Source organism: Micromonospora gifhornensis (assembly GCF_016863515.1).
Classification (GTDB): Bacteria; Actinomycetota; Actinomycetes; order Mycobacteriales; family Micromonosporaceae; genus Micromonospora; species Micromonospora gifhornensis.
The window spans coordinates 124,556-148,083 of record NZ_BOPA01000003.1; the positions used below are offsets into that span (position 1 = coordinate 124,556).

27 protein-coding genes are annotated in these 23,528 nt (G+C 72.1%); 22 read left to right on the plus strand and 5 right to left on the minus strand.

Annotation, left to right across the window (positions count from 1 at the left end):
* The 12 genes from Vgi01_RS01980 (at position 1) to Vgi01_RS31340 (ending at position 9,821) form a co-directional block, all read left to right on the plus strand.
* Positions 1-747, plus strand: a complete 747-nt coding sequence (locus Vgi01_RS01980) for a YggS family pyridoxal phosphate-dependent enzyme (protein ID WP_102660949.1) — start codon at positions 1-3, stop codon at positions 745-747.
* Positions 748-942: 195 nt separating this feature from the next.
* Positions 943-1,635, plus strand: coding sequence for a cell division protein SepF (locus Vgi01_RS01985; protein ID WP_102660950.1), 693 nt, complete (start codon positions 943-945; stop codon positions 1,633-1,635).
* Between the two features lie 29 nt (positions 1,636-1,664).
* Entirely contained in the window at positions 1,665-1,970 is a 306-nt protein-coding gene (locus Vgi01_RS01990) for a YggT family protein (RefSeq protein ID WP_102660951.1), read from the plus strand.
* Positions 1,971-2,014: 44 nt separating this feature from the next.
* Positions 2,015-2,815 (plus strand): DivIVA domain-containing protein, encoded by an 801-nt coding sequence (locus Vgi01_RS01995; protein ID WP_102660952.1) that lies wholly within the window; start codon positions 2,015-2,017, stop codon positions 2,813-2,815.
* A gap of 68 nt (positions 2,816-2,883) precedes the next feature.
* Complete coding sequence (locus tag Vgi01_RS02000) at positions 2,884-3,438, plus strand: hypothetical protein (RefSeq protein ID WP_102660953.1); 555 nt, start codon at positions 2,884-2,886, stop codon at positions 3,436-3,438.
* Positions 3,439-3,447: 9 nt separating this feature from the next.
* Positions 3,448-3,744 carry a DUF167 domain-containing protein gene (locus Vgi01_RS02005; RefSeq protein ID WP_204289966.1) on the plus strand — a complete coding sequence of 99 codons (297 nt, stop codon included), beginning with the start codon at positions 3,448-3,450 and terminating at the stop codon, positions 3,742-3,744.
* 329 nt (positions 3,745-4,073) lie between these two features.
* The gene (locus Vgi01_RS02010) at positions 4,074-4,493 is read left to right on the plus strand and encodes a TraR/DksA family transcriptional regulator (protein ID WP_043725316.1); all 420 of its coding nucleotides are present in this window, start codon (positions 4,074-4,076) and stop codon (positions 4,491-4,493) included.
* 68 nt (positions 4,494-4,561) lie between these two features.
* Positions 4,562-5,197 carry a signal peptidase II gene (locus Vgi01_RS02015; RefSeq protein WP_102659161.1) on the plus strand — a complete coding sequence of 212 codons (636 nt, stop codon included), beginning with the start codon at positions 4,562-4,564 and terminating at the stop codon, positions 5,195-5,197.
* Positions 5,194-6,138, plus strand: a complete 945-nt coding sequence (locus tag Vgi01_RS02020; protein ID WP_204289967.1) for an RluA family pseudouridine synthase — start codon at positions 5,194-5,196, stop codon at positions 6,136-6,138. Before Vgi01_RS02015 ends, Vgi01_RS02020 begins: the two co-directional genes overlap by 4 nt.
* 43 nt (positions 6,139-6,181) lie before the next feature.
* Entirely contained in the window at positions 6,182-7,219 is a 1,038-nt protein-coding gene (locus tag Vgi01_RS02025; protein ID WP_204289968.1) for a hypothetical protein, read from the plus strand.
* A gap of 96 nt (positions 7,220-7,315) precedes the next feature.
* Positions 7,316-8,827 (plus strand): MinD/ParA family ATP-binding protein, encoded by a 1,512-nt coding sequence (locus tag Vgi01_RS02030; protein WP_204289969.1) that lies wholly within the window; start codon positions 7,316-7,318, stop codon positions 8,825-8,827.
* A gap of 49 nt (positions 8,828-8,876) precedes the next feature.
* Positions 8,877-9,821: a DUF2567 domain-containing protein gene (locus Vgi01_RS31340; protein ID WP_204289970.1), complete on the plus strand. Its 945-nt coding sequence runs from the start codon at positions 8,877-8,879 to the stop codon at positions 9,819-9,821.
* Here the strand turns inward: Vgi01_RS31340 and Vgi01_RS02040 are convergent.
* Positions 9,733-10,434, minus strand: coding sequence for an LON peptidase substrate-binding domain-containing protein (locus tag Vgi01_RS02040; protein ID WP_204289971.1), 702 nt, complete (start codon positions 10,432-10,434; stop codon positions 9,733-9,735). The genes Vgi01_RS31340 and Vgi01_RS02040 overlap by 89 nt on opposite strands.
* Before the next feature lie 107 nt (positions 10,435-10,541).
* Here Vgi01_RS02040 and hisD point away from each other — a divergent pair, with 107 nt between their 5' ends.
* From hisD to hisF, 8 genes are read left to right on the plus strand one after another with little or no spacing between them, the layout of a single operon-like run.
* On the plus strand, positions 10,542-11,921 hold the full coding sequence (gene hisD, locus Vgi01_RS02045) for a histidinol dehydrogenase (protein WP_239088757.1): 1,380 nt from the start codon (positions 10,542-10,544) through the stop codon (positions 11,919-11,921).
* A complete protein-coding gene (locus Vgi01_RS02050) occupies positions 11,918-13,033 on the plus strand; it encodes a histidinol-phosphate transaminase (protein ID WP_102659154.1) in 1,116 nt (371 codons plus the stop codon). The genes hisD and Vgi01_RS02050 overlap by 4 nt, the downstream gene beginning before the upstream one ends.
* On the plus strand, positions 13,033-13,644 hold the full coding sequence (hisB, locus tag Vgi01_RS02055) for an imidazoleglycerol-phosphate dehydratase HisB (RefSeq protein ID WP_102659153.1): 612 nt from the start codon (positions 13,033-13,035) through the stop codon (positions 13,642-13,644). The genes Vgi01_RS02050 and hisB overlap by 1 nt, the downstream gene beginning before the upstream one ends.
* 34 nt (positions 13,645-13,678) lie before the next feature.
* On the plus strand, positions 13,679-13,852 hold the full coding sequence (locus Vgi01_RS02060; protein ID WP_373306831.1) for a CG2302 family histidine operon protein: 174 nt from the start codon (positions 13,679-13,681) through the stop codon (positions 13,850-13,852).
* Positions 13,849-14,502, plus strand: a complete 654-nt coding sequence (gene hisH / locus Vgi01_RS02065) for an imidazole glycerol phosphate synthase subunit HisH (protein WP_102659151.1) — start codon at positions 13,849-13,851, stop codon at positions 14,500-14,502. Before Vgi01_RS02060 ends, hisH begins: the two co-directional genes overlap by 4 nt.
* Before the next feature lie 51 nt (positions 14,503-14,553).
* Positions 14,554-14,877, plus strand: coding sequence for a hypothetical protein (locus Vgi01_RS02070; protein ID WP_102659150.1), 324 nt, complete (start codon positions 14,554-14,556; stop codon positions 14,875-14,877).
* A 19-nt stretch (positions 14,878-14,896) separates the two neighbouring features.
* A complete protein-coding gene (gene priA, locus Vgi01_RS02075; RefSeq protein ID WP_204289972.1) occupies positions 14,897-15,622 on the plus strand; it encodes a bifunctional 1-(5-phosphoribosyl)-5-((5-phosphoribosylamino)methylideneamino)imidazole-4-carboxamide isomerase/phosphoribosylanthranilate isomerase PriA in 726 nt (241 codons plus the stop codon).
* A gap of 10 nt (positions 15,623-15,632) precedes the next feature.
* Complete coding sequence (gene hisF, locus Vgi01_RS02080) at positions 15,633-16,400, plus strand: imidazole glycerol phosphate synthase subunit HisF (protein ID WP_013735060.1); 768 nt, start codon at positions 15,633-15,635, stop codon at positions 16,398-16,400.
* Positions 16,401-16,416: 16 nt separating this feature from the next.
* Here the strand turns inward: hisF and Vgi01_RS02085 are convergent, their stop codons facing one another.
* Complete coding sequence (locus Vgi01_RS02085) at positions 16,417-16,878, minus strand: hypothetical protein (protein ID WP_102659148.1); 462 nt, start codon at positions 16,876-16,878, stop codon at positions 16,417-16,419.
* Positions 16,879-17,021: 143 nt separating this feature from the next.
* Entirely contained in the window at positions 17,022-17,675 is a 654-nt protein-coding gene (yczE, locus tag Vgi01_RS02090) for a membrane protein YczE (RefSeq protein WP_373306834.1), read from the minus strand.
* Between the two features lie 61 nt (positions 17,676-17,736).
* Between yczE and yczR the strand changes: the two genes are divergently transcribed.
* Positions 17,737-19,194 carry a MocR-like transcription factor YczR gene (gene yczR / locus Vgi01_RS02095; protein ID WP_043721521.1) on the plus strand — a complete coding sequence of 486 codons (1,458 nt, stop codon included), beginning with the start codon at positions 17,737-17,739 and terminating at the stop codon, positions 19,192-19,194.
* A gap of 56 nt (positions 19,195-19,250) precedes the next feature.
* Positions 19,251-20,549, plus strand: a complete 1,299-nt coding sequence (locus Vgi01_RS02100) for a low temperature requirement protein A (protein WP_204289973.1) — start codon at positions 19,251-19,253, stop codon at positions 20,547-20,549.
* 72 nt (positions 20,550-20,621) lie between these two features.
* On the opposite strand, the gene Vgi01_RS02105 is transcribed toward Vgi01_RS02100, so the two are convergent.
* Together Vgi01_RS02105 and Vgi01_RS02110 are read right to left on the minus strand one after the other, a co-directional pair.
* Positions 20,622-22,445, minus strand: a complete 1,824-nt coding sequence (locus Vgi01_RS02105; protein ID WP_204289974.1) for an AMP-dependent synthetase/ligase — start codon at positions 22,443-22,445, stop codon at positions 20,622-20,624.
* Between the two features lie 139 nt (positions 22,446-22,584).
* Positions 22,585-23,517 (minus strand): terpene synthase family protein, encoded by a 933-nt coding sequence (locus Vgi01_RS02110; RefSeq protein ID WP_102659144.1) that lies wholly within the window; start codon positions 23,515-23,517, stop codon positions 22,585-22,587.
* Positions 23,518-23,528 lie beyond the last annotated feature (11 nt).

Sequence of the window (23,528 nt, forward strand, 5' to 3'; positions counted from 1 at the left end):
ATGACCGACAGCGCCTCTCTGGTGCGTCCCGACCGGCGTGCCGAACTGGCCGCCGGGCTGGCGCGCGTACGGACCCGGATCGCCGACGCCTGTGCCGCGGTCGGCCGGGACCGGACCGAGGTGACCATGATCGCGGTCACCAAGACCTACCCGGCGGCCGACGTGATCGCGTTGGCCGGGCTCGGCGTGACCGACGTCGGGGAGAACCGCGACCAGGAGGCGGCGCCGAAGGCCGAGCAGGTCGCCCTGGCCGGGGTCGCCCCGCGCTGGCACTTCATCGGCCGGTTGCAACGCAACAAGGTCAAGTCGGTGGTCCGGTACGCCGATGTGGTCCAGTCCGTCGACAGCGTCCGGTTGGCGTCCGCTCTGGACGCGGCCACGACCGGCCGTCGGGACCGGCCGCTTGAGGTGTTCGTGCAGGTCAGCATCGACGGCGACCCGAGTCGGGGCGGGTCGGTGGCGGACTGCGCCGACCCGGACATCGGGCTGGGGCCGGTCACCGCCGCGGTGGCCGCCTCGGCGGGACTGCGGCTGGCCGGGCTGATGGCGGTGGCACCGCTGGGTTGGGAGCCGGAGCGGGCCTTCGCGCGCCTGGCCACCATCGCCGAGACGGTGCGCGCCGAGCATCCACAGGCCGTCGGGCTGTCGGCCGGGATGAGCGGTGATCTGGAGGCGGCGATCGGCCACGGCGCGACACATGTCCGCGTCGGCAGCGCGTTGCTCGGAATGCGTCCCACGCTGCGGTAGCCTGGCCGCGAGGGAAGCAAATTACATCAGTGTTGTTTGTGGGAGCGGCCTTACCGGCGACCGGGGGGCGTGACGTGCAACGCGAATTGTGCGTCAGGGGATTGCCGTTCCGGTCCGGTGGGCAGGAGTGGTCCACTCGCGACAGGCGACACGTACGGGGGCGTGTGCCGCACGGCGGACGGGAAGGGCGCGGGGATGGGTGCACTGCGCAAGGCGGGGGTCTGGCTCGGACTTGTCGAAGAGGACGACGAGCGGGCCTATGACGACGGTGGCTACGACAAGGGTGGCTACCGCGAGTCGCGCTACCGGCAGAGCCGGTATGCCGAGGAATTCGCCGACGAGGTGGACGACGAGGTGGACGAGCCGCCCGCGCCTCGTCCGCGCATCGGCGACCGGGGGCGGCTCGGCGAGCGCTCCGGCGGCCGGCTGAGCGAGTCCGAGCGACTGGACTCCGAGCGCCCGGAGCGGGTCGAGCGGTCCAGCGTGCGCTCGATCACCCGGTCGACGGGGGAGCAGTCCGGCGCGCTGACGTACCACACCCGGGACAACCTGGCGTTGGCGCCGCAGGCGCAGCCCCGCGAGCGGGCCGTGGTCCAGGAGGAGGAGCAGCGTTACCAGATCACCACGCTGCACCCCACCACCTACCGGGAGGCCCGCACCATTGGCGAGCACTTCCGGGACGGCGTTCCCGTGATCATCAACCTCACCGAGATGGATGAGGCGGATGCCCGCCGTCTGGTTGACTTCGCCGCCGGGCTGGCGTTCGGGCTGCGCGGTACGATCGAGCGCGTGACCAACCGGGTGTTCCTGCTCTCGCCGGCCAATGTCCAGGTCACCGCGGAGGACAAGGCCAAGATTGCCGAGGGCGGGTTCTTCAGCCTGAGTTGACCCGCCCGACCCGAGGGACGTCGCCTGCCGTGTTGTCGATCTTGCTACAGGTGCTCTACCTGATCACCTATATCTTCCTGATCATTCTCCTTGCCCGGTTCGTCCTGAGCGCGGTCCTGCAGTACGGGCGGCGCTGGCAGCCTGGTCGCGGAGCATCGGCCGGACTGGAATCCGTGTGGAGCGTCACTGATCCCCCGCTCTGGGCGTTGAGGCGTGTGATCCCTCCGCTGCGAATTGGTACCGTGAGCATCGACCTGGCCTCCCTTGTGCTCCTGGTTATCCTGTTCGTGCTGATGAGGTTTGTGTTAGAGCCGGCGATCTTCAGGACCGCCTGATGACCGACGCGCTATCGCGGCCGCAACTGACCCGAGGAGTTTCGATGCCGCTGACCCCGGCCGACGTCCACAACGTCGCCTTCAAGAAGCCGCCGATCGGTAAGCGGGGCTACGACGAGGAGGAGGTCGACGCCTTCCTGGACGAGGTCGAGCGCGAACTCGCCCGTCTGATCGAGGAGAACAACGAACTGCGCGCCCAGGTGGAGCGCGGGGGACGGGGCGGTGCCCCCGCCGGTCCCGGCGGTGACGCCCGCCTGGCGGCCGAGCTCAACGACGTCAAGGCCCAGCTCGACCGGGTGCAGCGCGACAAGGCCGCCGCCGAGCAGGCCGCCCGCGCGATGCAGGCCGAGCTGGAGCAGGTGCGCGCCGCGACCGGTGGCGCCGTGCCGGGCGGTGACGGCGAGCAGCAGGCGCTGCGGGTGCTGATGATGGCCCAGCGGACCGCCGACGACCACGTCTCCGACGCTCGTCGCGAGGCCGACCAGCTGCTCTCCGAGGCCCGTTCCAAGGCCGAGGAGGTCACCCGCGAGGCCCGCGCCAAGGCCGACGCGCTGGAGCGCGACGCCCGGCAGCGGCACCAGGAAGCCATGGGTGGCCTCGACGCCAAGCGTACCGCGCTGCAGAAGCACATCGAGGAGCTCAAGCAGTTCGAGCGCGAGTACCGTACCCGTCTCAAGGCCTACCTGGAGAGCCAGCTGCGCGACCTCGACGGTCGTGGCCAGGGCCTGGAGGTGGAGATGACCCGTGGGGAAGGCACCCGCGCGGCCGGCAACGGGCTGGCCGCCGCAGGTCTCGCCGGCTCCTACGGCGGGGGCCGTTCCGGGGCACTCGAGGCCGGTCGCTGAACCGGGCGGCGGCCGTCACGGCGGTCGCTTGCCCTGCCTCATCGTCTACGACGCGACGGGGGTGAGCCGTGATCGTCATAAGTCTCGCGCTCATCCTCGTCGCGGTGGCGCTGCTGGTGCTCGGCCTGGCCGGCGGATCCAGCCTGTTGCTGGTCGTCTCGATAGGTGCCAGCCTGCTGGCTGCGGTGGCGTTGGTCGCCGGCGCCCGCCAGGCGGCTGCCGCCCGGTCCACGACCCAGCGGGATCCGGCCGGTGGCCCGTCGGTCACCATTCCGGCGCAGCATGTCCCACCGACCACGAACGCCGGCGCATCCGGGTGGCGGCAACCACCCGGCTCGCCGGCGGGCGCGGCGCCGGGGACCAACGCCGGCACGGCAGAGGCGTACGACGACGAGCCCGCCGCGCAGGAGGTCACCCCGGAGCAGGCCGTCCTGGTGTCCCGGCTGTCCGACGAGGTCCGGGTGGTCGACGGTCGGCCCCGCTATCACCTGGACGAGTGTGCGCATCTGGTCGGGCGGGACCACGAGCCGCTGCCGGTTGCCGAGGCGGTCGAGTTGGGCTTCACCCCGTGCGCGAACTGCGCGCCCGACACCACGTTGTTGTCGCAGTCCGGACGGCGCTGACCTGATCCGATGGCCGACGACACGTTCACTGTCGCCGTCCGGGTGAAGCCGGGGGCGTCCCGTGCCCGGGTGGGTGGCCGGTACGACGGCCCGTACGGCCCAGCCCTGGTCATCGCGGTCAACGCCCCTGCCGTCGACGGCCGGGCCACCGAGGCGGCCCGCCGCGCCCTGGCCGAGGCACTGGGCGTCCGCCCCGCCACGGTCTCCCTCCGCACCGGCGCATCCAGCCGCGACAAACTCTTCCAGATCACCCCAGCCCCCCCAACCCTCGCCACCCACCTCACCCACCTCCTCACCCCCCTCTGACCCCACCCCACCGCACCCCACGCCACGTCGATCAAGAGGTTTGCGTCACCTACGGCCGGATCTGAGACGCAAACGTCTTGATCAACTCGCGAGAGCGGCGGGGTGGGGGTGGGAGTCTGTTAGGGTCGTTCCGATTTGGGGTGAATCGGGGCTGAAGGGGCGTTTCGGTGCGGCACGTTGTCGGACGCCTTTACGTTCCGTATCCTTGCGAACCTCCGGAGTGCGCGGCCACAGGGCCGCGCGCCCGTTTTGTACCTGGGGTGACCGATGCTGGTGGCCCCGGTCCAGGCACCGCGGACCTCCGCGGTTCCGTGGCATAGGGAGTGATGATGGCCAAACCAGCCGACACCAGGACCGCTGGGCGCAAGCCCGCGATGAAGTCCACCCGCAGTGCCGCGGAGACCGACAAGATCCGTGCCGCCCTGGCAGCGCGGCATGACGAGTTGCGCGCCGAGTACGATCAGACGCTGAGCGAGATCACCGAGCTGCAGCGCGAGCGCCTCACCGACTCGGCCGGGGACGACCAGGCCGACACCGGCACGAAGACGTTCGAACGGGAGCAGGAGATCTCTCTCGCCAACAGCATCTTGGAACGGATCACGCAGGTCGAGCGGGCTCTGGAGCGCCTCGACGAAGGTGGTTACGGCTGGTGCGAGCGGTGCGGCAACCCCATCCCGGTGGAGCGGCTGGCCGCCTTCCCGTCGGCCACCCTCTGTGTGACCTGCAAACAGCTGGCGGAGCGACGCTGACGGCGGGCTCCCCGGCGCTGGTGCACGGCGGTGCCACGGCACCGCCGTGATACGTCGATGGGGAGCAGATGAGCGCAGTACCGCCCGCTGAATCCGGCACCGCCGAGCCGGGCACCGCCACGAGATCGCGGCGTACACCCGCTACGATCCTGCTCGGCCTCGCGGCGTTCGCGGTGGTGGTCGACGTGCTCACCAAGCACCTGGCGCTTGTCGAACTGAGCGACCGTGAGCCGGTACGGCTGCTGGGCGGGGCCGTCTACCTCTCCCTGACCCGCAACAGCGGGGCCGCGTGGAGCCTCGGCAAGGACTACACCTGGATCTTCCCGTTGATCGCGATCGGCGTGCTGGCCTGGATCGCCTGGATGGGACGGACCCTGCGGTCGGTGCCCTGGGCGATCTCGCTCGGCCTGGTGGTCGGCGGCGTCACCGGCAACCTGATCGACCGGATCTTCCGGGCGCCGGGCTGGTTCGTCGGCCATGTGGTCGACATGATCAGCGTGTTCGACCCGTACGGTCGGGTGTTTCCGATCTTCAACATCGCGGACAGCGCCCTGGTCTGCGGCGTGATCCTGGCGATCGGCCTGGAGTTCACCGGCCGTCAGCGCGACGGCACCCGGCTGGTCGGCGACGACCGCAAGGGCACCGGGCGGGCTGCGGAGACCACGACGGAGAGCGCGGACGACGAGCGGCGGGAGCGGGCATGACGGGCACCTTCGCCGCCGGCGGCGACCACCGCGGCCTGCCGGTCCCCGACGGCCTCGACGGAATGCGGCTGGACCAGGCGGTCGCCCGGCTGTTCGGGCTGTCCCGGACGACCGCCGCCGCCCTCGTCGACGCCGGCGAGGCGCTCGTCGACGGCGCGGTGCGGCCCAACTCGCACAAGGTCCGGGCGGGTGCCTGGCTGGAGGTGACGCTGCCCGCGCCGGCCGCGGCGCCGGTGGTGGTGCCCCAGGCGGTACCGGGACTGCGGGTGGTCTACGCCGACGACGACATCGTGGTGGTCGACAAGCCGGTAGGGGTGGCCGCCCACCCAAGCCCCGGCTGGACCGGCCCGACGGTGATCGGCGGGCTGGCAGCGATCGGTCACACCATCGCCACCAGCGGCGCCGCCGAGCGTCAGGGCGTGGTGCACCGGCTCGACGTCGGCACCACCGGGGTGATGGTGGTGGCCAAGAGCGAGCAGGCGTACAGCGCGCTCAAACGGGCCTTCAAGTACCGCGAGGTGGAGAAGCGCTACCACGCGGTGGTGCAGGGGCACCTCGATCCGCTGCGCGGCACCATCGACGCCCCGATCGACAGGCACCCGCATCACGACTACCGCTGGGCGGTGGTTTCCGACGGTAAGCCGAGCATCACCCACTACGACACCCTTGAGGCGTTCCCGTCGGCGAGTCTGCTCGACGTCCGGCTGGAAACCGGCCGTACGCACCAGATCCGGGTGCACTTCTCCACCCTGCGCCACCCGTGCGTGGGTGACCTGACGTACGGTGCGGACCCGACTCTTTCCGCCCGGCTCAAGCTGGATCGGCAGTGGTTGCACGCCAGAGAGTTGAGTTTCGAGCACCCCCGTACGGGGGACGAGGTCCGCTTCGTCAGCGACTACCCTGACGATCTGGGACGCGCGCTGGAGATTCTCCGCGACTGACGCGCCCCGCCCGTCCCGACCCAACCGACGAGGGGGCCCGCCCGTGCGCGCCGGCGATCTGCTGCGGCAGCTGGATCAGCGACTGCTGCCCCGCCTCGCCACCGTGTTGACCCGGCTCGACCAGAAGACGGCCCGCGCCTCGCTGCTCAGCTGGGTGGCGGTGCTGTCCTGTGCCGCCGTGCTGTTCACCGCGGTGTTCGCCACCGGCGGCGCACCGTTGCCCGACCGTACGGTCGGCGAGGTGACCCGGGTGGGGATCGCCGACGGTGACTCGATTCCCCGCTACGAACGCACCGCCGCGGCGGACCTGGCCGGCCTGGCGCGCGGCGCGTCGCTGGCCGAGGGCACCTACGCCCTGGTCTCGCTCTCGGAGTACGTCACCCCGCAGTCGCTCGCGGCCGTGGTCGGAGACGTCGGGGTGTCCTTCGTGTTCGGGCGGGTGCCGCTGCCGGACCGGCAGACCGAGATCGTGCGCATTCCGGCCCAGCGGCTGCCCGACGACGTCACGGCCGGCATGGCGGACCTGGCCGCCCGCAAGGCGCGTGAGGCCGCCGACTACCGGTCCCGGGCCGCCGCGCTGGTCGGCGGCGACCCGCAGGAGCGCGAGCTGCGCCAGCTGTACGTCAGTGGGGCGCGCCTGGCCGAGCGGGAGGCCGCCGCCTACCGGACGGGCTGCGCCTGTGTCTACGCCGTGGTGGTCCGGGCCGAACCGGCGGTGCTGCGTGGTGTGGCGGCCCGTCCCGGGGTACGGGTGGTCGATCCGGCGCCGGAGGTCCGGCGACTGGAGCGTACGGTGTTCACGCCGCCCCTGCCGGAACAGCGCGACGTGGCCCGTCCACCGATCGACCGGGATCTGCTGCCCAGCCCGTCGCCCAGTGCCGAGGTCCAGGCGCCGTCGCCGGAAGCGCCCGAGAATCGCGTGCCGCAGACGCCGGAAGTGACGGATTCGTCACCAGCGCCGGTTCCTTCCCGACCGGCCCCGACATCCGCCGCACCGTCGGCGGCTCCCACCTCGACAGACTCGCTGCAGGACGGCGACGTGGACGCTCTGGTGGAGGGCGGTGCGGAGCTGACACCGTGACGGTCGCCGACACATCGGTGGGTGTCCCGGTGTGGCTTCCAAACGGTTTCGTTCGTAGCCTGTCAGACGGAGACCGAGGCGCTGGGGAGGCGAGCCGTGGACGGCAGCGAGACCGGTTGGGGGCGGCCCGCTGAGCCGGCACCGCGGTGGCGGGCCCTGCTCGACCGAGCCCGCCTCGGCGGTCGCGGCGCTGAGCAGGCATCGACCGACCGGCAGGCCGAGGAACCGCCACCGCCGACCGAGCCGCTCCCGCGCCGCACGTCGGGCTCCGGCTACTCGGGGCGTGCCACGGCCGCGGGCCCACCGATGGATCGGGCGTACGGTGCCGAACCGGGCTACCGCGCCGAGGCGGGCTACCGGCTCGACGCCGCCCGCCCGGCCCCACAGACGTACCGCGGTCAACCGGGATACCAGCCGGAGCAGCCGGCCTATCCGCAGGTGCCGGAGCCACGTCGACCGGAGCCGGTGGAGTCGCGGTACACCCTGCTGGACAACGGTTACCGGCATGCCGCCCCGCCGATCGACTCCCGCTACGCCCTGCTGGACAACGGCTACCAGCCGCCCGCCCCGGCACCCGCGCCGCCGCTGCTGCCCGGTCCACCCGCGCCTCCTGCGCATCCGGGCCCTTCTGCGCATCCGGGCCCTTCTGCGCATCCGGGACCTCCTGCGCATCCAACGCCTTCTGGGTATCCGGGGCCTCCTGCGCCGCAAGGGCCCGCAGGGTCCCCGGCGGCGGTCGCGTCGGCCACGGTGGCCGGTCGCCCCGGGCGGATCGAATGGCGGGCGCAGAACGTCGAGAACGAGTGGGATCGCGCCGCCGCCGTGCTGCGCAAGGACCTGGGCACGCCGCGGGTGATCGCCTTTGCCAATCCCAAGGGCGGCGTGCACAAGACCACCGCCACCGTGCTGGGCGCGGCAACCATCGGCAGCGTACGCGGACGCGGCGTACTGGCCTGGGACGACAACGAGTTGCGGGGCACCCTCGGGCTGCGCGCCGGCAGCGCCCGCCACGCCCGGACCATCCGGCATCTGGTCTCCGACCTGGTGCAGATCGAGATCCGGGAGGGCAATGACCTGCTGGAGGCCCTCGACGACTACCTGCGGCACGCCTCCGACGGGTCGTACGATGTGCTCGCCGGTGAGGAGAGCCCCCGGTTCGCCCAGCGGTTGGACCAGTTCACCGTCAAGCGGGTACTGGAACTGCTCCGGCGCACCCACGACGTGATCTGCGTGGACACCGGCAACAACGTGGAGAGCCCGAACTGGCGTACGGTGATGCACGCCGCCGACCAGCTGGTGGTCACCACGGTGCCGCGCGAGGACGCCGCGTTCAGCGCGGACTGGATGCTCGATCTGCTGCACTCCGAGGGCATGGGTGAGCTGGCCGACAATGCGGTGACCCTGATCTCCTGCCCCACGCCGGGGCGGCTGCCGCTGCAGAACGACCTGGAGAAGCACTTCGCCACCCGTACCCGTGCGGTGGCCGTGGTGCCCTACGACCCGGCCCTGGAGACCGGCTCCTCGATCGAGTATCACCAGCTCCAGGCCGAGACCCGACAGGCGTGGATGCAGGCCGCAGCGGTGATGCTGGAGCCGTTCGCCCGTTGAGGCGACCACACCGTGTACACCTCGCGTCGGAAGCTGCGAGGATCATCGGGTGAGCCCGGAGATCCCCGCCGTCGAACCGCCCGCAGCTGCCTGGCCGGCCGACCCGCAGACCCGCGTCGACGCACCGCGCCGGACTCTGGCGGTCGGCGGGGCGGCCGTGCTCTGCCTGACCCTGCTCGGTGTGCCGTTGGGGCTGCTGTGGGCGGTGATCTCCCCGGCCACTCCGGTGATCAAGACCGACAACGGCGCGGTGTACGGCCAGCCTCAGCCGGAGCAGCCGGTCGCCGCTGACGGCTGGTTCAGCCTGCTCGGCCTGGCCTTCGGGGTGCTCGCCGGGCTCGCCCTGTGGTTCGTGCTGCGCCGTCGCCGGGGCCCGGTCGGGCTGTTCGTGGTGGTGCTCGGCGCGTTGGCCGCCGCGGTGGTCGCCTGGCAGGTCGGTCGGCGGGTCGGGTTGAGCACGTACGAACGTCTGCTGGAGACCGCGCCGGCGGGCACCGCCTTCACCAAGCCCGCCGACCTGCGGGCCGGTGGGATCGATCTGTTCCTCGGCGTGCTGCCGGTGCCGCACGGCAACCTGCTCCTGCCGGCGTTCGGCGCCGCGGTGACGTACACCCTGCTGGCCGGGTGGTCGCGGTGGCCGTCGCTGCGCCCCGAGCCGGAGCCCGACATGGCCCTGCCGTACCCGGCGGCCGGCTACCCGCCGGGCGTATACGGACCGGCACCCTGGCCGGCCGTGCCGGGCGCGGGAGGTGGCTACCCGCCCGCCGGACCCGGCGTCGGCCCGGGTGGTTTCGGTCCGGGCGGGCCGGGTGGGCTCAGCCCGGAGTCGGCCGGGCCGAATGGGATCAGTCCGGGGGCGGTCGGGCCGAACGGGTTCGGTCCGGAGTCGGCGGGGGCGGACGGGGTCAGTTCGGGGCGGGCGGGGGCGTGGCCAGCTCCGCCAGCGGCACCGGAACCGCCCGCACCTGGCGCAGCAGAGCCGCCTCGCGGTTGAGCAGGGTCAGCTCGGCGCGCAGCCGGGCCGCCGTGTCGTCGATCGCGAGCAGCCGCTGCCGGTCCGCCACGCTCAGCGCCGCGGTCGCGGCCACCAGGTGGGAGAGCACGGTCGGATCCTCCGGCAGCTGTTCGGTCAGCTGACCGGCCTCGGGACGCATCAGGCCGAGGTACTGCCGGAATACGGCGATCACCCGCGCCGCCAAACTGTTTGCCGCCTCGTCCGGACCGGTCGGCTCGGGCAGCCAGCTCACCTCGGCGGTCAGGTACGGCGCGGCCTGGCGGTCGAGCTGTTCGACGCGGAACCGGCGTCGCCCCACGGTGACGATGTCGAAGCCGCCGTCGGCCAACTCGGTGACCTGCCTGAGCTCGGCGGTGCAACCCACCTCGTGCAGCGTCACCTCCCCGTTGCCCGCGACGACCCGGCCGGGGGCGGGTGCCACCTCCCAGCCGCTGCGGATGGCCACCACCCCGAACTCGCGTGGCGCCCCCTCGGGCAGCTGCATGAGGTGCCGGATCAGGGCGCGGTAACGCTCCTCGAAGATGTGCAGCGGCAGCACCAGCCCGGGAAAGAGCACCGTGGCGAGCGGGAACACCGGCAGCCGTGCGGTCACGGAATCGAGGGTAGCCGCACCGGCGCGGTGACGAGTGTTCCGGCTCACCGTCCCGGCCTACGGGCGGCGCGGGCCGCCGCCCTGACGGGCCGCCTAGACTCGCAGGGGTGTTGAACCGCATCGACCTGCGCGGCGGCCTGACCGACCCGCGTGACCTGCTGCCTCGTGCCCAGCTCGACGTCTCGGTGGCCGTCGAGCAGATCCGTCCGCTCGTGACGGCGGTCCGTGAGCATGGTTACTCGGCGGTCCGCGAGGCCAGCGAGCGGTTCGACGGGGTGGCGCCGGAGGTGCTGCGGGTGCCTGTCGAGACCATCGCGGCGGCGGAGAGCACGCTCGACCCGCAGGTGCGGGCCGCGTTGCTGGAGGCGATCGCCCGGGTCCGCAAGGTGCACGCCGATCAGCGTCGCGCCGATCACACCACCACTGTGGTGCCGGGCGGCACCGTCACCGAACGCTGGGTTCCGGTCGAGCGGGTCGGTCTCTACGTCCCCGGCGGTCTGGCGATGTATCCGTCGACCGTGGTGATGAACGTGGTGCCCGCCCAGGAAGCCGGGGTCCGGTCGCTGGTGGTGGCGAGCCCGCCGCAGAAGGACAACGACGGCCTGCCCGATGCGCGGGTGCTGGCCGCCTGTGCCCTGCTCGGTGTCGACGAGGTCTACGCCGTCGGTGGCGCCCAGGCGGTGGCCATGCTGGCGTACGGCTGTGCGGTCGACGCCGCCGGCAGCGCGCACTGCGCACCCGTCGACATGATCACCGGACCGGGCAACATCTGGGTCACCGCCGCCAAGCGGCTGCTGCGTGGCGTGGTGGGCATCGACGCCGAGGCGGGCCCCACCGAGATCGCGATCCTGGCCGACGACAGCGCCGACCCGGTGCACGTCGCCGCCGACCTGATCAGCCAGGCCGAGCACGACCCGCTGGCGGCCAGCGTGCTGGTCACGCCGTCGGTGGCGCTGGCCGACGCGGTGGACCGGGAACTGGCCCGACAGGTGCCGGCCACCAAGCACGCCGAGCGGGTCGACACCGCGCTGCGCGGACCGCAGAGCGGCATCGTGCTTGTCGACGACCTGGCGGCCGGGCTGCGGGTGGTCGACGCGTACGCGGCGGAGCACCTGGAGATCCAGACGGTCGACGCGCGGGAGTGGGCGATGCGGGTACGCAACGCCGGGGCGATCTTCGTGGGCGCGTACTCGCCGGTGTCGCTCGGCGACTACTGCGCCGGCTCCAACCACGTGCTGCCCACCGGCGGTTGTGCCCGGCACTCGTCGGGGCTGTCGGTGCAGTCCTTCCTTCGCGGCATCCACCTGGTGGAGTACACCGAGGCGGCGCTGCGGGAGGTCGCACCGCACGTGGTCACCCTCGCCGGAGTCGAGGACCTGCCGGCGCACGGCCAGGCGGTAAGTGTCCGGTTCGCCGGTGATCCCGTGAGCGCGAGGAGTGAGCCGGGTCTGCGAGCCCCGCAGTCGCGAGCCGGTGATCCCGCATGACCCGGCTGGAGGATCTGCCGATCCGTGACGACCTGCGCGGTCGGTCGCCGTACGGCGCTCCGCAGCTGGACGTGCCGGTGCGGTTGAACACCAACGAGAACTCGTACCCGGTGCCCGACGAGGTGGTCGAGGCGATCGGCAAGGCGGTCGCGGCGGAGCTGCGGGACCTCAACCGCTATCCGGACCGTGACGCGCTGGCGTTGCGCGCCGACCTGGCCGCCTACCTCGGTCACGGGCTCACCACCGAGGGGGTGTGGGCGGCCAACGGCTCCAACGAGATCCAGCAGCAGCTGCTCCAGGCCTTCGGTGGTCCGGGGCGGGTCGCATTGGGCTTCGTTCCGGCGTACTCGATGCATCCGCTGCTGGCGCTGGGCACCGGCACCCGCTGGGTGCCGGCCCACCGGGGCGTCGATTTCGGTCTGACCGTCGACGAGGCGGTGGCCCAGGTCCGCGAACACCGACCCGACGTGGTCTTCCTCTGCTCGCCGAACAACCCCACCGGCACCGCGCTCGACCCGGCGGTGATCTCCGCCGTGCTGGACGTCGCGCCGGGGATGGTGGTGGTCGACGAGGCGTACGCCGAGTTCGCCCGCCCGGGTACGGTCAGCGCCCTGGCGGTGCTGCCCGGGCATCCCCGGCTGGTGGTCACCCGCACGATGAGCAAGGCGTTCGGGTTCGCCGGTGGCCGGCTGGGCTACCTGGCGGCCGATCCGGCGGTGGTGGACGCGGTGCAGCTGGTCCGCCTGCCGTACCACCTCTCCGCGCTCACCCAGGCCGCCGCGCGGGCCGCGCTGGCGCACCGCGACGCCCTGCTCGGCACGGTCGCCGCGATCATGCAGCAGCGCGACCGGATCGTCACCGAGCTGCGTCGCCGTGGCCTGCGGGTGGCCGACAGTGACGCCAACTTCGTGTTGTACGCCGTCGACGGTGACCAGACCCTGGCCTGGCAGGCGATGCTGGATCATGGTGTGCTGGTCCGCGACGTCGGCCTGCCCGGCTGGCTGCGGGTGACCGCGGGTACGCCCGCCGAGACCGACGCCTTCCTGGCAGCCATCGATCAGATCCAGCGCGCGGGCCTGTCAGCCCCGCAGCCGCGACCGAAAGGCACATGATGAGCCGGACCGCCCGGGTGGAGCGGATCACCAAGGAGACCAAGGTCCTGGTCGAGATCGACCTGGACGGCGCCGGAGCGGCGGAGATCAGCACCGGGGTCGGCTTCTACGACCACATGCTGAACCAGATCGCCCGGCACGGCGGCTTCGACCTGACCGTGCAGACGGTGGGTGACCTGGAGATCGACGCGCACCACACGATGGAGGACACCGCGCTGGCGCTCGGTGCCGCGTTCGACCAGGCGCTGGGGGACAAGGCCGGCATCCGCCGGTACGGCTCGGCCACCGTCCCGATGGACGAGGTGCTGGTCCGGGCCGCCGTCGACCTGTCCGGTCGGCCGTACGTGGTGCACGACGAGCCGCAGTTGGCGCCGTACATCGGGCCGGTCTACCCGACCAGCATGACCCGGCACATCTGGGAGTCCTTCGGCCAGGCGGCCCGGATCACCCTGCACGTGGACGTGCTCCGGGCGGCCCGTCCGGGCGGTCACCCGGACGCCCACCACGTGGTGGAGGCACAGTTCAAGGCGGTGTCCCGGGCCCTGCGGGAGGCGACCGCGATCGACCCGCGGGCGGCCGGCGTGATCCCGAGCACCAAGGGCGCGCTGTGACGGCCGCCGGGCGGTACGGGCGGGGGTGGCGCCGGTGAGCGGGGTGCTGCCGACGCTGCTGCTGATCTTCGCCGGGGTGCTGGTGGGTGGGACGTGGTCCCTGCACCGGCAGGGCGCACCGCGTGGCGCGGTGGTGGTCACCGCGCTGCTGGCGGTGCTGGCCACCGTCGCCGGGGTGCTGTGGTTGCTGCCCGGGGAGGGATCGTGACGGATCAGCGCACCTCCCGTCGTCGGATCGTGGTGCTGGACTACGGCTCGGGCAACCTGCGTTCCGCCGAGCGGGCCCTGGCCGCCGCCGGTGCCGACGTGACGGTCACCGACGACCTGGTCGCCGCGGCCGACGCCGACGGTCTGGTGGTGCCCGGCGTCGGTGCCTTCGCCGCCTGCATGGCCGGCATCGAGGCGCTCGGCGCCGGCCCGGTGATCGCCGGGCGGGTCGCCGCCGGCCGTCCGGTGCTGGGCATCTGCGTGGGCATGCAGATCCTCTTCGAGTCCGGCGACGAACACGGTGTGATCACCAAGGGGCTGGGGCTGCTGCCGGGCAACGTGACGCGGTTGCCCGCCGCCCGGCTGCCGCACATGGGCTGGAACACCGTCGCGCCGCCGGTGGGCTCGGTGCTGTTCGCCGGGTTGCCGGCCGACAGCCGGTTCTACTTCGTGCACTCGTACGCCGTCTGCGACCCCACCGCACTGCTCGCGGCCGGGGCCCGGGTCACCACCGCCCACCACGACGCCGATTTCGTCGCCGCGGTGGAGCGGGGGCCCCTGTCGGCCGCCCAGTTCCACCCGGAGAAGTCCGCCGAGACCGGTGCCACGTTGCTGCGCAACTGGCTGGACACCGTACCCACCGATGGCTGACCCGAACGGCCGGCCGGTCGGGTCCGACGGCCGGGTGCCGCGGAGGTCGCGGTGAGCAAGGAGCGAGCCCGCCGCCGTGCGGCCCGGGAGGCGGAGGCGGCGCGCCGACGGGTGGCCCGGGAACGGGCGCTGGCCCGCCGGGCCCGACGCCGGGCACTGATCCGGCGGATGGTGCCGACCGTACGACGGGGCCGGACGGGACGTCTGTTGAGGTACTCGCGCCGTGAACGGGCCACCATCGTGGCGCTGACCCTGGCCGCGATCGCGCTGATCTGGGTGCTCGTGCCCGACCTGGCGCTGCGCGTCGTGTTGATCGTGCTGTTGCTGCTCGTACTGCCGGTGATCGTGGTGGTCGCCCTGGACCGCCGTTCCTGATCTGGAAGGACAAAGACACGTGAGCCTCACTCTGTTGCCCGCCGTGGACGTCGCCGACGGCCAGGCCGTCCGGCTCGTGCAGGGCGCCGCCGGCAGCGAGACCACCTACGGCGACCCGCTGGAGGCCGCCCTGGCGTGGCAGCGGGACGGGGCCGAGTGGATTCACCTGGTCGACCTGGACGCGGCGTTCGGCCGGGGCTCCAACGCCGACCTGCTCGCCGAGGTGGTGCGCCGCCTCGACGTGCAGGTGGAGTTGTCCGGTGGCATCCGCGACGACGCCTCCCTGCGTGCCGCCCTGGCCACCGGGGCGACCCGGGTGAACATCGGCACCGCCGCCCTGGAGGATCCGCAGTGGTGTGACCGGATCTGCGGCGAGTACGGCGACCGCGTCGCGATCGGTCTGGACGTGCGGGGACGAACCCTGGCCGCCCGGGGCTGGACCCGCGACGGCGGCGACCTGTACGAGGTGCTGGAGCGGCTCGACAAGGCCGGTGCCGCCCGCTACGTGGTCACCGACATCACCAAGGACGGCACCATGCGCGGGCCGAACCTGGACCTGCTGCGGGAGGTGTGCGCCCGCACCGACGCGCCGGTGATCGCCTCCGGCGGTGTCTCGACGCTTGACGACCTGCGTGCGCTGGCCACCCTGGAACCGATCGGCGTCGAGGGCGTGATCGCCGGGAAGGCGCTCTACGCCGGCGCCTTCACCGTCGCGGAGGCCCTGCGGGCCCTCGCCGAGCAGTGAGGACAGTGTCATGACGGTGGCGGTACGGGTGATCCCCTGCCTCGACGTGGACGCGGGGCGGGTGGTCAAGGGCGTCAACTTCCTCGATCTGCGTGACGCCGGTGACCCGGTCGAGTTGGCGGCGGCCTACGACCGGGCCGGCGCGGACGAGTTGACCTTCCTCGACGTGACCGCCTCGTCAAGTGACCGGGGCACCATGCTGGACGTGGTACGGCGTACCGCCGAGTCGGTCTTCATCCCGTTGACCGTCGGCGGTGGCGTGCGGGCGGTCGCGGACGTGGACACCCTGCTGCGCGCCGGTGCCGACAAGGTCGGGGTGAACACCGCGGCGATCGCCCGGCCCGAGTTGATCGCCGAGATCGCCGACCGGTTCGGTCGGCAGGTGCTGGTGCTCTCGCTTGACGTGCGCCGGGCCCCGGCCGGCACCACCCCGAGCGGCTTCGAGGTCACCACGCACGGCGGCCGGCGCGGCACCGGGCTGGATGCCGTGCAGTGGGCGCAGCGGGTCGCGGAGTTGGGTGCCGGTGAGATCCTGCTCAACTCCATGGACGCCGACGGCACCAAGGCCGGCTTCGACCTCGAACTGATCGGCGCGGTACGCCGGGTGGTGGACGTGCCCGTGGTGGCCAGCGGCGGCGCCGGCGAGGTGGCGCACTTCCCGCCGGCGATCGGTGCCGGTGCCGACGCGGTGCTGGCCGCCAGCGTCTTCCACTTCGGTGAGCTGACCGTCGGCGAGGTCAAGGACGCGCTGCGGACGGCGGGTCACCCGGTCCGCTGACGCCCTGCGCGGTCGGTCAGCTGCGCCCGGAGTGGCCCTCGGGGGACTGCCGGGGCATCGGGATGGTCCGCACCAGATATTCCTGCACTGCGGCGGCGTGCTCGGCTTCGTCCAGGTGCCATTCGGCGGTGCCCGGCGCGTGCCGGCGGTCGAGCACGTTCTGCACGGTGTCGACAGTGGTGGCCAGCCCGGCGGTGGGTCGGGACCGCCAGAGCCGCTCACCGGCCGGGGTGATCCGGAACCAGCCGTCGGCGACGTCGACGAGGCCGGCGCCGAGCAGCCGCCGGATCGCCTCTTCGATGTCGTGCCGTTCGGGGATGCTCTGGTCGAGATGGTCGGCGGTGGAGAGCACGTCGGCCAGGCGTACGCCCTCGGGGCGGCGGGTGGTCGGAGACCGCCGGTGCCGCCCCGCGCCGCTGGCGATCACCAACGAGACGAAGATCCATGCATCCGTCCGGCGCCAGGCGTTCTCCCCCATGTGGAGATTCTGCCGTCCGATCGGTGCCATGAAAACACCACCCACCCAAGCGTTACGCCACGTGATGTGCGGGCTCGAATGGTCGGCGTTGACCTGGGTGTTGCTCGCGGGTGCTCGGCGATGATGGTTGCGTTGAGTGATTGTCAGGCGGTCGGGGCCGGCTCGATCCGTGGTGTCGTCGTCCCCGGTTGCGGCTCCGGCACGTCGAACCGGGGCAGGAAGAACTGCGCCAGCGGCCCGATGGCCAGCGCGTAGGCGATCGTGCCGACGCCGAGTTTGCCGCCCAGCAGCGCGCCCACGGCCAGCACCACGACCTCCATGACGGTACGGACCAGGCGCAGCGAACGGCCGGGTCGGCGGGCGGTGAAGCCGGTCATCAGCCCGTCACGGGGACCGGGCCCGAGGCGGGCGCCGAGGTAGAGGGCGGTGGCCATGCCGTTGCCCACGATCCCGGCGGTCAGCAGGGCGATCTGGGCGGCGAGCGGCTCCACAGGTGGCAGCAGGGCCAGGGTCAGGTCGACCGCCAGGCCGACCACGACGGCATTGGCGAGGGTGCCGATGCCGGGCCGTTGCCGCAGCGGTATCCAGGCCAGCAGGACCAGCAGGCCGACGGCGATGACCACCGTGCCCATGCTGAGTCCGGTGAGTCGGGACACGCCCTGGTGGAACACGTCCCACGGGTTCAGGCCGAGTTCGGAGCGGACCATCAGCGCCATGCTGGCGCCGTAGAGGAGCAGCCCGCCGAAGAGTTGCACCAGGCGTCGGACCGGACGGTGGCGCAGGTTGCCAATGAGCATCACGCATGCCACCCTAGGGGCCAATTCGCGCCTTTGAAGAGCCAATATTCGGGGAGTGGCTGTGACAAGTCAGGTGCGGGGAGCCCAATTGGCCCGCCTGCTCGGGCAATGGCATGCGCTCCCGGGCCGTCGACGCAGTCCGGACTACGCCGCGCTGGCCGGTGCCGTACGCGGCCTGCTCGCCGACGGTCGGCTACCGCTGGGCGTACGCCTGCCGGCCGAGCGGGACCTGGCCGAGGCGTTGCAGATCAGCCGTACCACTGTCACCGCCGCCTACCGGGAGTTGCGCGACAGCGGACATCTGGCCAGCCGGCGGGGCGCGGGCAGTTGGACGATGCTGCCCGGTACGCACCGGGTGGCGAGCAACGGGCTGTGGATCCCGCTGGACGACCGGGAGATGCTCGACCTCGGTGTGGCGGCGCTGGCTGCACCGCCGGAGCTGCTGCCGGCCGCCCGCGCGGCGGCCGAGGACCTGCCGCGCTACCTCGGCGGAGCGGGATACCACCCGATCGGGATCATCGAGCTGCGGGAGGCGGTGGCACAGGCGTACGTCGACCGTGGGCTGCCCACCTCACCCGACCAGATCATGGTCACCAACGGCACGCAGCACGCGCTGGACCTGGTGCTGCGGCTGGCCCTGGCCCCCGGTGGCAGCGTGCTCGTCGAGTCGCCGAGCTACCCCAACGCGCTGGCCGCGCTCGCCGCCCGACGGGCTCGGATCACCACCCACGGCCTGTCCGCCGAGCTCGACGGCTGGGACGCCGACCTGATGCTCGGTTCGCTGCGCCAGGTGCGCCCGCGCGTCGCGTACCTGATCCCCGACTTCCAGAACCCGACCGGCCATCTGATGCCGGCGGAGCTGCGGGAGCGGCTGGTGGCCACCGCCCACGCGGTCGGCACCGACCTGGTGATCGACGAGTCCTTCGTGGACCTGTCGCTGGACGACGCCGTGCTGCCGCCGCCGACCGCCAGCTTCGACCGGCACTCCCGGGTCGTCAGCATCGGCGGCATGAGCAAACCGTTCTGGGGCGGGCTGCGGATCGGCTGGATCCGCGCCTCCGCCCCGCAGGTGCAGCGGCTGGCCGCCGCCCGGGTGGGCGTCGACATGGCCAGCCCGGTGCTGGACCAACTGGTCGCCGTGCACCTGATGGCCGCCGCGCCGGCCATCGTGGCCGCTCGGCGGGCGCAGCTGACCGAACAACGCGACGCGTTGCTCGGCGCGCTGGCCGCGCGGCTGCCGGAGTGGCGGGTGAGCGTGCCGCGCGGTGGCGTCACGCTCTGGGCGGAGCTGGATGGGCCGATCTCCAGCGCCCTGGCGCGGGCGGCCGAGGAGGTCGGCGTACGGCTGGCGCCCGGTCCCCGCTTCGGCCTGGACGGCACCCTGGAGCGCTTCCTGCGACTGCCCTTCACCCTGCCGTCGGCCGACCTGGTCGAGGCGGTCGGACGGATCGCCGCGGTCCGCTACGACCTGGACCGGGGCGGGGCGCCCCGCTGGCGGGAGCCGAGCGTCATCGCCTGAACCGGCACCTGTCGATTCGACCCCGCCGCCGCGGCGCGGGCGGGCAGACTGCCGAGGTGGACGATGGTGGGCGGGTGCGCTGGTCGCGAGGTGTGCGGCCGAGCGCGCCAGGCTCCCGCGTCACCCGCCTGGAACTCTTCTACGACCTGGTCTTCGTCTTCGCCTTCATCCGGGTCACCACGCTCACCGCGGAGACCCCCACCGCCCGTGGGCTGGTGCAGTGCCTGATCGTGCTGGCGCTGCTCTGGTGGGCGTGGACCGGCTTCGCGGTGGTCGGCAACGTGGTCCGTACCGACCAGGGCGTCCTGCCGTTCCTCACGTTCGCCACGACGGCCGCGGCCTTCGTGTTCACCCTCGCCATGTCGCAGGCGTTCCGGGACCAGCCCGGTGACCTGTCCGGACCGCTTGTCTTCGCCGTCTGCTACTTCGCGGTGCGGGCCAGCCAGGTGGCGATCTTCGGGTGGCTGGCTCGCGGCGATCCGGAGTTGCGCCGCCATTTCCTGCTCGTGGCCGGGCGTGGACTTCTCGTCGGGGTGCTCGTGCTGGCCGCCGCACTGCTGCCGCAGTCGTTGACCACCGACACGGGCGAGATCAGTCTGCGGCTGACGCTGTGGATCGTCGCGCTGGCGGTGGAGTACGGCGCCGGGTTGTTGTTGCGGGGCAGCGGCTGGACGGTGTTGTCGGCCGGGCACTGGGCGGAACGGCACGCGCTGATCGTGCTGGTGGCGCTCGGCGAGACGATCATCGCCCTCGGGTTGGGCGGGGGAATCGACACCGAGTCGCCGTTGACCTGGCGGGTGGTCGTCGCGGCGCTGCTCGCCGTGGCGGTGGTCAGCTCGTGGTGGTGGGCGTACTTCGACACCATGGCGTTGGCCATGGAGCAGGTGCTGCACCGCACCCGGAACCGGTTGAGGCGTGCCCTGCTGGCCCGGGACGCGTACACCTATCTGCATCTGCTGCTGGTCGCCGGCCCGGTCCTGTTCGCCCTGGGGCTCAAGGGACTGATCGGCGGGCGGAGCACCCCGGGCGGCCAGCTGCCCGTCTTCGACCTGGCGGTGCTCTACGGCGGGGCGGCGACCTACCTGGTCGGGTTGGCGGCGCTCGGCTGGCGGGTGTTGCGTCTGGTGCGGTGGCCGACCCTGGCCGGGGTGGCCGGGTTGGCGCTGCTGGCACCGGTCGCCGCGCGGCTGCCGGCGGTGACGGCGCTGGCGCTGCTCACCGGGATCATGCTGGTGGCGACAGTGGTGCAGACGTGGGTGGACACGCCGCTGCGCCGCGAGGTGCGCGAGACGGCGTGGGCCGAGCAGGTCGCCGCCGAGGCCGAGCAGTCCGAGTGGCGTCGACGGCACCTGTGAGCCGGCCCGACTGCGCGCCGAGCCGGCCCCGCGGGTGGGGGCCGGCTCGTCCAGGTGCGCGCGGGCGTGCCGTCAGAGCTCGACGACGGTGCCGGTGTACATCTTGTCGATCTCGGTCGAGAAGTTGCTCTCCACCCCGCGACGCTTGATCTTCAACGACGGAGTGATCTCGCCGTCCTCGATGGTCAGGTCACGCGGCAGGATGGTGACCCGCTTGATGGTCTCCCAGCGGTTGAGCTTGCTGTTGAGCTGCGCGACGTACTCCTCGACCATCGCCTTCGCCTCCGGTGAGGCGACGATCTCGGCGTACGGCCGACCCTCCAGCGGCGTGCCCGCCGCCCAGCCGACGATGGCGTCCGGGTCCAGGGTGACAAGCATGGTGCAGTAGTTGCGGGCCTGGCCGATGACGACGGCCTGCGAGGTGTACGGGCAGGTCGCCTTGAACATGCCCTCGATGTACGAGGGGGCGACGTACTTGCCACCGGAGGTCTTGACCAGGTCCTTCTTCCGGTCGGTGATCCGCAGGTAGCCGTCGGCGTCGAGCTCGCCGATGTCGCCGGTGCGGAAGAAGCCGTCCTCGCTGAAGGCGGCGGCGGTCTCCTCGGGCAGGTTGTGGTAGCCACGCATCACCGGACGGCCCTTGATCAGGATCTCGCCGTCTTCGTCGATGCGGCACTCCAGGTCGCCCATCGCCTTGCCCACCGTGCCGATGCGCAGCCCGTCCGGCGGGTTGACGAAGTTGCCGGCGCTGGACTCGGTGAGCCCGTAGCCCTCGGAGATCGGCAGGTTCGCGGCGGCGAAGAAGGTGGCGATCTCCGGGCTGAGCGGAGCGGCCCCCGACACCAGGACCCGGATCCGGCCACCGAGCCGCGCCTGGAGCTTGCTGAAGACCAGCTTCTCGGCCAGCGCGTACTTGAACTTCAGCCCGCCGGGCAGCGGCTTGCCGGCCTGTTCCAGGGCGACCTTCTCCTTGCCGACCCCGACCGCCCAGGCGAAGATCTTCGCCTTCGCGCCGCCGGCGTCCTGCGCGGTGGTCACCGACTTGTTGTAGACCTTCTCGAAGACCCGGGGCGCGCCGCACATCAGCGTCGGCCGGACCACCGAGAGCAACTCGACAAGCTTGTCGACCCGACCGTCGACGTACGTCGGCAGGCCCACGTGGGTGGCCCCGCAGAGCAGGGTCTTGCCGAACGAGTGCGACAGCGGAAGCCAGAGGTACTGCAGGTCGTCGTCGCGGAGCAGCCCGACCGCCTCCTGCGCGACACCCTCCCAGCACCAGCCGCCGTGCAGCAGTTCGACGCCCTTGGGCCGGCCGGTGGTGCCGGAGGTGTAGATCAGGGTGGCCAGGTGCTCGGGGCCGATCTTGGCGACCAGGCGGTCGATCAGTTCCGGATCGTCGGCGAGCCGCTCGGCACCCTGCTGTTCGAGCTGGGCGAGGGTCAGCTGGGGGACGGCCGCCGACGGGTCCGGCTCACCGTCGATGAGGACCACGTGGGTCAGCGCGGGCAGCTGCGCACCGGCGATCTTCGCCGCCTGTCCCGGGTCCTCGGCGAACAACACCTTGGAACCGGAGTCGGAGATGATGTACGTGGCGTCGTCGGGTTCGGTGGTGGGGTAGACCGTGGTCGTCGCGCCACCGGCGCACATGATGCCGAAATCGGCGATGATCCAGTCGAGGCGCGTGTTCGCCAGGATCGCCACCGGATCCTCCTGGCCGACACCCAGACCGTGCAGACCGGCGGCGACCGCCTTGGCCCGCTCGGCGACCTGGGACCAGGTCAGCCAGACCGGGGCGTTGTCCGGACCGGGGCGGCCGAAAGCGTGACGATCCGGGGTGGCTGCCACGCGCTTGAGGAACATGTCAGGAATGGAGCGGTACGGTACATCGAGAGCCATCGCTGTAGCCGCCTTCAGGGGGGTGGAGGCGTGACCATCGTCACGGCAGTGTTGGTTACCGAAGGGTATTGCCTGTGCGAGGCATCGGCTAGACCTGCGGATCATCCAGCAGGCCCGTTTGCCGTGCCGAACGCCTGTCTCAGGCGTACCGCTCCGCTGCCAGGGACCAGTCGTAGGTCGCCCGAATCCAGTTCCGTCGCGTCGTCAGCGCGGGTCGTACCGCGTCGCCGTGCTGCGCCAACAGGTTGCTCTCGGTGTTCAGGTAGGCGCCGAGTTCGCGGTTGAAGCGCGCCGCGGCGGCCCGCATCGCCGCCCGCTCGTCCCCGGTCTCCCGGCTCAGCACGGTGACCAGGTTGTGCGCGTCCGGGCCGGTCCGGTGCTCCTTGCGGTACGAGAAGACGTCGTTGCACCAGCAGATCAGGTTGGCGGCGAGCAACTCCAGCGCGGCCCACTGCGGGTCGGCCCGGCGTTCGGCCGGCGGGAGGCCGTCCAGGGCCAGGTCGGTCAGGGCGAGGCTGGGGAACACGCCGCCGGTGTGCCGGCGCATCTGCACGTACTCGTGCACCGGAGGTACCCGGTCGTGCTCCCGGTTGGCCGCCTCCCACAACAGTGCGAGCAGGTATTCCCGCATGGCGGCGGTGAACCGCAGCAGCACGGCCGGCCGGCCGTAGGCGCGTACCCGCCGGCACAGGTCGGCCAGGGCCAGCCCCAGCGGGCCCGCTGCCGGTACGGTGCCCGGCCCGCCGTGCAGGTCCAGCACATCCAGCAGGGCCGCCATCGTGGGCGCGAGACGCGTCGGATCATTGCCCAGACCGTCCTCGTCGCAGGCGTCGTCCATCACGAAGAGCCAGGTGATCAGGTCGGAGAGCAGGCGCAGGCGGTCACGGGGTGCCTGTGGGCAGGCCCGGCTGGCGAGCCCGGCGGCGTCGGCCCGGCGTAGCCGCTGTCCGTTACTGATCAGCCCTAACTCTTGTGCCCAGTTCTCGCTCTCCCGAGCCACCACGTCGGTGTCGTCGTGCTGAGTCGTGGTGAAGGGGGGCTCGTGCAGTACCGAGAGCGCTAAGGTTCGCATGGAGTTCCCTG